Source organism: Planctomycetia bacterium, assembly GCA_034440135.1.
GTDB lineage: Bacteria > Planctomycetota > Planctomycetia > Pirellulales > JALHLM01 > JALHLM01.
Genome location: JAWXBP010000490.1, coordinates 1 through 8,876, shown reverse-complemented (window position 1 = coordinate 8,876; position 8,876 = coordinate 1). Strand labels below are relative to the sequence as shown.

Annotated in this window: 7 protein-coding genes; 3 read left to right on the top strand and 4 right to left on the bottom strand. The window is 61.0% G+C overall.

All coding sequences use genetic code 11. From position 1 onward, the window contains the following. Positions 1 to 8: 8 nt before the first annotated feature. The 3 genes from SGJ19_27885 to SGJ19_27875 all read left to right on the top strand — a co-directional run bounded on the left by SGJ19_27885 (position 9) and on the right by SGJ19_27875 (position 2,278). Entirely contained in the window at positions 9 to 1,418 is a 1,410-nt protein-coding gene (locus SGJ19_27885; GenBank protein MDZ4784087.1) for a DUF1501 domain-containing protein, read from the top strand. 42 nt (positions 1,419 to 1,460) lie between these two features. Beyond that, positions 1,461 to 1,949 carry a hypothetical protein gene (locus SGJ19_27880; GenBank protein MDZ4784086.1) on the top strand — a complete coding sequence of 163 codons (489 nt, stop codon included), beginning with the start codon at positions 1,461 to 1,463 and terminating at the stop codon, positions 1,947 to 1,949. Between the two features lie 191 nt (positions 1,950 to 2,140). Then, positions 2,141 to 2,278, top strand: coding sequence for a hypothetical protein (locus tag SGJ19_27875; protein ID MDZ4784085.1), 138 nt, complete (start codon positions 2,141 to 2,143; stop codon positions 2,276 to 2,278). 226 nt (positions 2,279 to 2,504) lie between these two features. Here SGJ19_27875 and SGJ19_27870 read toward each other — a convergent pair whose 3' ends face one another. The 4 genes from SGJ19_27870 to SGJ19_27855 all read right to left on the bottom strand — a co-directional run bounded on the left by SGJ19_27870 (position 2,505) and on the right by SGJ19_27855 (position 8,766). Beyond that, positions 2,505 to 3,215: a hypothetical protein gene (locus SGJ19_27870; GenBank protein ID MDZ4784084.1), complete on the bottom strand. Its 711-nt coding sequence runs from the start codon at positions 3,213 to 3,215 to the stop codon at positions 2,505 to 2,507. Positions 3,216 to 3,331: 116 nt separating this feature from the next. Next, on the bottom strand, positions 3,332 to 4,957 hold the full coding sequence (locus tag SGJ19_27865; protein ID MDZ4784083.1) for a phospholipase D family protein: 1,626 nt from the start codon (positions 4,955 to 4,957) through the stop codon (positions 3,332 to 3,334). Positions 4,958 to 5,119: 162 nt separating this feature from the next. Then, complete coding sequence (locus tag SGJ19_27860; protein ID MDZ4784082.1) at positions 5,120 to 8,260, bottom strand: type I restriction endonuclease subunit R; 3,141 nt, start codon at positions 8,258 to 8,260, stop codon at positions 5,120 to 5,122. Continuing rightward, positions 8,260 to 8,766 carry an abortive infection family protein gene (locus SGJ19_27855; GenBank protein ID MDZ4784081.1) on the bottom strand — a complete coding sequence of 169 codons (507 nt, stop codon included), beginning with the start codon at positions 8,764 to 8,766 and terminating at the stop codon, positions 8,260 to 8,262. Before SGJ19_27855 ends, SGJ19_27860 begins: the two co-directional genes overlap by 1 nt. Between the last annotated feature and the right edge of the window lie 110 nt (positions 8,767 to 8,876).

Sequence of the window (8,876 nt, the reverse complement as noted above, 5' to 3'; positions counted from 1 at the left end):
TCTCCGAACTGCTGGCGGCCGATCTGCCTGCCTCCGACCGCCCGGCAACTGCCAAGCCGGCCGCCTCGCCCGGCCCGCCCAACTCGCTTGCCGCGCCCGTCCCCCTTACGAACACTGACCCGCTCGCGCCAAAAGCCTCGCATTTCCGGCCCCGCGCCAAGCAGGTCATCTTTTTGAACATGAGCGGCGGCGTCTCGCACGTCGACTCGTTCGACTACAAGCCGCGGCTCATCGCCGATCACAACAAGCCGTTCCTCGTTCCGCAGAAAATGCTCGAAGCGTTCGCGCCCAACAACCGGGTGGTCGAAAAGTACTTCAAGCGTCCGCAGTGGGAGTTCCGAGAGCGCGGCCAATCGGGCCTCTGGATGAGCGAACTCTTTCCGCACATCGCCGAGCGGGCCGACGAGTTGTGCCTGATTCGTTCAATGCGCAACGATCACGCCGATCATTTTCAGGCCACGCTCGGCATCCACACCGGCTCGGTCACGTTTGCCCGGCCGAGCATCGGTTCGTGGGTGAGTTACGGTCTGGGCACCGTCAACCGCAACCTGCCGTCGTTCATCGTGCTGGCGCCGCAGTTGCCTTACGCGGGCGGCCAGGTCTGGTCGTCCGACTTTTTGCCCGGCTGCCATCAAGGCACGTCGGTCATGCCGGGCCCCGAGCCCATTCCGAACATCAAGCGGCGTCAATCGGCCGGCCGGCTCCAGGAGTTGGAGCTCGGCCTGGGTCAGTCGTTCAATCGGAGCCACCAGGCCGCCCGCCCGGCCGACGCCGATCTGGCGGCCCGCATCCGCTCGTTCGAAACGGCGTTCGGCATGCAGGCCGAGGCCCCGGAAGCGTTCGATCTCAGCGGGGAAACCGACGCCACGCTCAAGCTTTACGGGCTTCCGCGCGGCAGCACCAAGGGCTTCGGCTGGCAGTGCCTCGTCGCCCGCCGACTGGCGGAGCGGGGCGTGCGGTTCATCGAGCTGATCGATACGGGGGCCTCGAACAACTGGGATTCGCACTCCGACATGGCGGCCCACGGGCCGCTGGCCAAAAACGTCGATCAACCGATCGGAGCCTTGCTCCTCGATCTCAAGTCGCGCGGCATGTTAGATGAAACGCTGGTGGTCTGGACAACGGAGTTCGGCCGCACGCCGTTCAACACGGGCAAAGACGCCAAGGGGCGCGAGCACCACGCCGAGGTTTTCACGTCGTGGTTGGCGGGCGGCGGCGTGAAGGGGGGTTTTAGTTATGGCGAAAGCGACGACTACGGTTGCACGGTCGCCACGAACGAAGTGCACGTCCACGATTTCCACGCGACGATTTTGCACTTGCTGGGGCTCGATCACGAGCGGCTCACCTACCGCCACGCCGGCCGCGACTTCCGCCTGACGGATGTCTCGGGCCACGTGGTTCAGGACATTATCGCGTGAATGTCACCGAGAAGGCGAGCTTACGCTAGTGAGAGAGCCACGATGACCAGCAGAGGACCTCAAGCTCAAAAGGGCGATTCGCTGGCCGATCTGGTGAGGCGATACCCGGCCGCCGGAGGAGCGGGTCCCCGTCTTGACGACTACCTCAATTCTTTTCGGACGTGTTCGCTGGCGGAGGAGATCGAGCGGGCCGGATTCAACGGCGAGAATGTTCACCCGCACCAGCGACGGCTTGGTCGGAAGAAGCTGGCACAGGCCGCCAAGGCATTGCTCAAGAAAATCGACGCCGTCCAAACGTGCCGGAGTTTCGAGGAACTGCACGAACTGGTTACGAACTGCACGCGGCACATCGACCGGTTCGGTGCTCTAGCTCGGTACGACGTAGCGTTACGAATCGGGGCTAATCTCGGTCTTTGGCCGGAGCTGATCTATCTGCACGCCGGAACGAAAGTCGGCTGCAAAAAGCTTGGGATCCAGTGCCGTGCGGGACGATCGAGATGGCCGAACTGCCGCCGGCGATTCGGCGGTTAGCGCCGCACTACGCCGAGAATTATCTGTGCGCTTACAAGGGCGGGTTTGGGTGCCTTGGTCGGACGCCAAGGCCCAACTGCTGATTCAGCCCTGCCAGTCCGATATGCTGGATATTCATACAAGCCGTCCTGTCCGTAGGCGGAAGCGACGAGTGATGTCTGATCAAGGTCCGCGTCAACGGCCTGGAACCCGTGACCATTCGCAGTAAGGCTCCGTTCTACGGTGTGGCGATCGCGAACTGTGCCGAGAAGATGGAACGAACGCTCGACCGCGGGTTGCGTCGCGTGGAAGACAATGATGGCCGCGGCCGGCCAGCGGAGATGAACTGACGAAACCGCTGGATCGGCAAGTATGGGTGCATGGTCGGCTGCAGGGAGCGATCGGCGAGGCACCGTAGCCTGCCTCCGTTCCGAATAATCCGCTTCCGTCCTGAAAAAGGGCCGGTTGCGCTGCGCGCGACCCGTGGGCGTTGCGTTTGGTTGTTGCGCCGCTTGGCTCGGAATAAGTATAATGTCCCCTTAGAATTCGCCGGCTCTGCCCGTTCTAATGTCTAGCTTACCACCAGCCGTACTTTCGGCCTGCTTCGTCGAATCTCGGTCCGTTTTCCTCAATATAGCCGTCGAATAGCTCGTCGCATCTGGTTATCCACTCGACATCTTGGGGGTCGTCCGGCGTCGGGTGGCAAAGGAAGTCGCCTTCGAGGGAGAAGCCCATCAAGAAATCGATTTCGCCGGGCGACCAATCTTCACTTGCCATGCCGATCGCATTGGCCGCGTGTAACGCAAATAGGCGAAGGGCATCGGTTGCAAACCCCGACATCCGGTCCTTGTAAGTATCGGGACTTCCGGCATGCTTTCGGACGACGTCGAGCCAGCGGCGAGTGACGGCGCCGGGGAGCTGGTAGGCGCTCTCCAACCAACCTAAAGCAATGGGGATCTCAGGCGCGTCATACGCCAGCAAGAAGAGCTGCCGGGCATTTACGAAGTAGTGGCCGCTGGACGCCAGGGAGCGCAGTTCTTCACGTTTCAAGTCGTAAACTCGCTCGCGAAGTCGAGCCGGCCATTCTTGGAAGCCTGGCTCATTTTTCAGGCGGATCGGAAGAGAATGGAGGTAGGAATACGGATAATGGAAGATGGTTCTGGCATAGTCGCGGCCGCCCTCTTCTGGAAAGACGATGTGACCGTGAAGCGTGTAATTGAGGACGATATCCAAGCCGATTGAATGCAGCGACTCGAAACATTCTTCCTCGAAGGCTTCGGCATCCATGGGAGAGCCGCTTGTAGTGGTACGAAGTGGTTTTTGAATGGCACCCGGGCTCGTCTGAGCGTCGCCGACGATGCGCATTGGCGCAGTAACGCGTCGCCCACGAAGTACGGACAGAGTTAGTTGGACAGTCGCTTGATGTTGCGAAGTGATTCGAGCACGTCGTTCGAGAGGCTCAAGTCGGCGAAGCCTTTTTCAATGGCTTCCAGCAACAACTTTTGCCCTTGAATTGCTTGCTTGATTGACGGCACCTTACCGTCCTTTCGTTGTCGCCCCAACGACGCTGCGATTCCTTGCTGGTACTTGGCTAGTTTTGAATTTGGTTTCGCCCACCTTACCGTAGCGAACCAAACTTCTGCCGGGATGCCTTGCACTGCCTCGATTAGTTTCTGGTCGTCGGGTGCCGGCGACGATTCTGGCGATATACGCTCGACTTCGATGGATGCAACGGCGCCCGGCAACACGAGTTGTTCGGCTTGTGCGGTGGAACGATTCGCGTAGTCGAGCGGTCGACGGCGGCGTGAGAGGAGCAAGAATCGTCCGCTGTCGGGAGATGTTTCCCGAAGTGCCTGGGAATCGTCGCCCGGTTCTCCTTCGGGCTCGAGGTCGATAACTCGATTCCAGGGGATGTGTTCCGCCGGAATCAATTCCAGCTCGGCGAAGCGTTTGGCAAGCGGAGCCGTCACGGAAACTTGGCCGGCCAAAGATTCGTCGTAGACGGGCTTCCATCGCTTGGCGGTGTCGAAGATGTACTCGTACCGCGCCCGCAGCACATCGTGGATTTCGATGAAGGCCTGAATGAAGCCGGGACTTCCCGCAACGTTCACGGTGCCGGCAGTTCTTTCCAGAACAGGATTGCGGAGGTCGCGAATGATCCAATCGGCGAAGCCTCGGTCCACGACTTTTTGATTCGTGCCGGCGACCTTGCCGCGAAAGGCCGATGTGCAAAGGGGTAGCTGAACGGTCGCTTCCGCCACCGTCTGAGGGAGCTGAGAGAGCAGATAGAAATGAACCGGTTCATCCAAGGCCTTCAATACCGCGAACTGAATTGGAACCTCGAGATAAATCACATCGCCGATTTGGGGAGTACCGCTATTGCTTGCGATGGCAATAGCCACGACATTGCGGCGGTACTCGATACCCTCCTCACCGTCGCCGAAGAGTGCCTTGTATTGCATTCCTTTGAATAGTTCGCGGAACCACCACGCGTAGGCGATGCGCATCGTCGGGTTGTAGACCTGTGATTCCGACTTTACGGCTTGGATATGCGTTCGAATTTCAGTGAAAAGCGGATGATGGATTGGTCCTTGGATGAGAACTGAGGCCTCAGTGTTCTGGCCGCCTAGCGCGAAGCCGGTCATGTTGTGCGATCCGACGATCGCCGCGGAGCTTTGAGCGCCTTCGAACAGGTAGACCTTGCTGTGCATCATCGGATGATACTTCGTGAAAGACTCCTTTGTCGGCCGGGAATGCCCAAGATGCACGAGCAAGCGATCGGCCGGTACACCCATGGTTAGCAGCCGGTCGAGACCATCGCATGCTTTTAGGGTGATGGCGCCGACGACCAACGTATCAAGGACGCCGGGGGACGCTTGCAGCGCATCGCCAAGAAGTGCAACGCCCGCTTCGGTGAGAAATCCGACTACGGCGGAAACTCGCGTGGATTGGGCGATTAATCCGTTGATCCGCGTGAACACTTCATTGCGCGGAAGTGCGAAGAGCAACTCGACATTAACGCCCGGCATGACGTTCAACTCGCTGGAAAGCCGAAGATGGGCCGCGTAAACATTTACGAGGTCACTGGCCGACACAATCCTGGCCGAGCGTCGCAGCCACGGCAACTAAAATCTTTAGCGGTATCGGAAGGGAGCGCCGGGCCGCAGGAAAGCTTCGCGAGGTCCTGCGCATCACTCGACACCGTTTTCCGTCGAGAGTTCGGCTTGCTTGAGTACGAGTTGCGTTGCGTCTTCCGACAGATCGGGCGGGTAGCCGTACTTCGCTAGTAGCCGACGGACGTGGCGACGCAAATCGGCTCGAACGGACTCCCGTTGAGCCCAGTCGAGCTTCGGTAGCCGCTTGACCATTTCGGCCAACTCGCGGGCCATCAGTCGCAACGTGTCGGACTTCATGACCTTCTTGGCCGAACCGTTTTCCGCGAGGGCGTCGTAAAACGCCGTTTCCTCGTCGTTGAGGCCGAGTTCGTCTCCGTGCCGCTTCGCCTCGCGGACCCACTTCGCCAGTTCCAAGAGCTTCGCGATCATCTGGGCCGTGGTGATTTGCTTGTTCGCATAGCTGAGCATCGCCTTCTCCAGCGCCTCGCGGAACTTCTGCGCCTGCACGAGGTTCGTTCGCTCGCTAGCCTTGATCTGATCGTTGAGCAGCTTCCGGAGCGTCTCCAGCGCGAGGTTCTTCTGCTCCAGGGCCGACACCCGCTCCAGAAACTCGTCGCTGAGGATGTCAAGTCGCGCCGCGTCGAGCCCGGCTGCGGCGAACAAGTCGATCACTTCGCCGGCGTCTACCGCGCCGCCGATCACTTGCCGCACGGCCGCGTCGATGTCGCCCGCGACTCCCGCTTCCGGCCGCGGTTCCGCCTCGTCGGCCAGCCGCTTGCGGAGCATCGCCGCCACACGCTGGAAGAATGCCAAATGCGGCGCAATCTCTCGCGTCTCCTCTCGCGGCACTGCCAGCGCGAACGCCGTCGCCAGCCGCTTGACCATGCCGAGGAAGCGCTGCCGGCCCGTCTCTTCGCCGACGTTGTGCTTCACGTCCAATACGTGGTCGATCGCGCCCAGGTACACGCGCAGCACGTTCGCCGGGTCCGCGTCCAACGCCGCCGCGTAGTCGCAGCCGTGGAAGAATGACCGCAACTGCTCGAACGCCGACTGCATCGCCGGGATCGCCTCGTCCTGCAGCGTCTTGACCGGCTTGTCGGTCTCCCCCGTCGCGTTCGCGTAGGTCTTCAGCGCATCGGCCAGCGGGTCGGCCAATCCGATCAGGTCGACGATCAGCCCGCCCGGTTTCTCGCCGTACACGCGGTTCACGCGTGCGATCGCCTGCATTAGGTTGTGCCCGGCCAGCGGCTTGTCGAGGTACATCGTGTGCGCGGCCGGCACGTCAAAGCCCGTTAGCCACATGTCCACCACGATCGCCAGCCGGAAGTCGTCGGCGGGATCTTTGAAACGTTCGGCGAGGCCCTTGCGTCGTCCTTTCGTCCGACCGTGAAACTTGATCGGTTCAAGGAGTGGTTCGATCCTCTTCGCGTACGCTTTGTCCGACTCATTCTTCCCTTGCGGCGGGAGGCCGTCGGTCATCACGACCTTCAACGAGCCGCGATCGTCGTCATCGTCATGCCACTCGGGCCGTAGTTTGCGAATCTCGTCGTACAAGTTCATTGCAATTTCGCGGCTCATTGTCACGATCATCGCCTTGCCTTCCATCGCGGCGCGGCGCTCTTCCCAATGCTCGACGACGAACTTCGCCACCCGTTCCAGCCGCTCAGTCGCGCCGTACAGATCCTCCAGCGGAATACGGATGTTCTCGGGAGTTTCCTGCCCGTCCTCATCGCGAGTCGCGTATTCCGCGATCTTCGCCTCCGCCTCGGCAGCCCCTTTCTCATCGATCGTCAGCTTGACGATCCTCGGCTCGTAGTAGATCGGCACCGTCGCGCCGTCGGCCACAGCCTGGCGGATGTCGTACTTGTCGGCGTAGTTGCCAAAGACGTGACGCGTGATCTTGTCGCCGGCCGTCAGCGGCGTGCCGGTGAAGCCGACGAAGGTCGCGTTAGGCAACGCCTCGCGCATCCATCGCGCGCCACCGTCAACGAACCCGTACTGACTGCGGTGCGCTTCGTCGGCCATGACGACGATGTTCGCCCGCTCGCTGATCCTGCCGTGAGCTTCGGTGAATTTGTGGATCGTCGTGAACACGACGCCGCCGCTCGCCCGGTCGAGCAGTTGCCGCAAGTGCTCGCGGCTATCGGCCTGCACCGGGTCTTGCCGCAACAGCGCCCGGCCCATCGCGAAGGTGTCGAATAGTTGGTCGTCCAGGTCGTTGCGGTCGGTGACGATCACCACCGTCGGGTTGGCCATCTCCGTCGCCCGCACGAGCGTGCCGGCGAGCATCAGCATCGTCAGGCTCTTGCCGCTCCCCTGCGTGTGCCAAATCACGCCCCCTTTGCCCGCGGCTTCGTCATTGCGATCGGGCGTCTTGATCGCGCCAATCACGCTCGCCCGCGCCTTGCGCATCGCGCGAAACTGGTGATAGCCCGCCACCTTCTTGACGATGTTCCCTCGCTCGTCTTCCTCGAACGCTACGCACGACCGCAGGTAGTCCAGCAGCGCCGCCGGGTTCAGGAGTTCGCGAATCAGCGCCTCGAGAGTCGGCTCGCCCCCGCTCGCCGGCCGCCACGGCGTGAACCGCTGCCGGCCGCTAGTGATGCTCCCCACCCGTGTCAGCAGCCCGTCGCTGGCGACCAGCAGTAGGTTCGGCACGAACAATTCCGGCGAGGTGGACTTGTACCGCCCGAGCTGGTCGATCGCGACATCCAGCGTCGCCGCGGTGTCGGCTGGGTCTTTTAGCTCAATCACGACCAGCGGCAGCCCGTTGACGTACAGCACGAGGTCCGGCCGAATCGTCTTCACATCGGGGGTTTGGATCGTGAGCTGCCGGACGACGAGGAAATCGTTGTCGGAAGGATTGTCGAAGTCGATTAACCGCGCTCGCCCGCCGCGCGTCTCGCCTGTCTTGGCGTCCTTGTATTCGAGCGGCACGCCGTTGGTGAGCAGATCGTGGAACCAGCGGTTGTTTTCGATCAGTGTTGGATGCGGCGGGCGAGTGAGCGAGGCGACGACGGCGTCGATCGTAGCGTCGGGAAAATGCGAATTGAGCTTGCGTAGGGCAACCGTGCAGCGACGGAGTAAGGTTACGGTAGCAGTGTCCGCCCGTTCGCCGTTATCGTCCAGTTCGACTCCCCGAGCACACTTGATAGCAAGTGTGCCGAAGTAGACACCTGCGACGTCTTCTACCAGCTGTTCGTTCGGGGACTTCATCACGTTGATTCCCCAACGTCAGTGTTCTCTGGCGGGGTGTTGAGGAATTCCGTCAGCGAAAGCTTGTAGCCGTTTATCGCGGTATGATACAGAACTTTGCTTGGGGCAAGCGCTTCCTGCCCAATGGTCACGACATCGAACTGCTCATCCAGCCATCGGTTGAACTCGGGATGATCCTCGTAATAAACGCGGTCTGCCGGCTGTTCGGCGAGCGCATCCCGGTGCGTTCGATAGAGGAAAGAAGCAATTGTATCTGCGGCTTGTGCTGCCAAGGTAGCTTGGCGTTGCCCGAGGCGAGCCGCAGCGACATCTCGGCCGTGCGAAGCCATCCCATAACTGTTGCGAAGTTCGCAGAGTCCCTGGATCGTTTGGAGCAGGCCGCGGACGGTGGTCACGATCGACTCGCGAGCAGGCCCGGGATTTGAGTGCCCACGCGGAAGAATCGTAAGCCGGTTTGTCGTTTCACGGAGTAACTTCGGACAATCCCACGCTGGGTCGGCGGGCATGCCAAGGTCCGCCCAGGGCCGACGCATCAAAAAACACACGCTTTTACGGGGGAAAACGAGCCGTTCGTCACATCATTACATGATTTGCAGTGTTTTCGAGCGCGCGAAGT

Excerpts from the sequence above, each read along its gene's own strand:
- SGJ19_27865 (MDZ4784083.1), bottom strand. The coding sequence starts at position 4,957 with ATGCCGGGCGTTAATGTCGAGTTGCTCTTCGCACTTCCGCGCAATGAA.
- SGJ19_27880 (MDZ4784086.1), top strand. The coding sequence starts at position 1,461 with ATGACCAGCAGAGGACCTCAAGCTCAAAAGGGCGATTCGCTGGCCGAT.
- SGJ19_27870 (MDZ4784084.1), bottom strand. The coding sequence starts at position 3,215 with ATGGATGCCGAAGCCTTCGAGGAAGAATGTTTCGAGTCGCTGCATTCA.
- SGJ19_27860 (MDZ4784082.1), bottom strand. The coding sequence starts at position 8,260 with ATGAAGTCCCCGAACGAACAGCTGGTAGAAGACGTCGCAGGTGTCTAC.
- SGJ19_27855 (MDZ4784081.1), bottom strand. The coding sequence starts at position 8,766 with ATGCCCGCCGACCCAGCGTGGGATTGTCCGAAGTTACTCCGTGAAACG.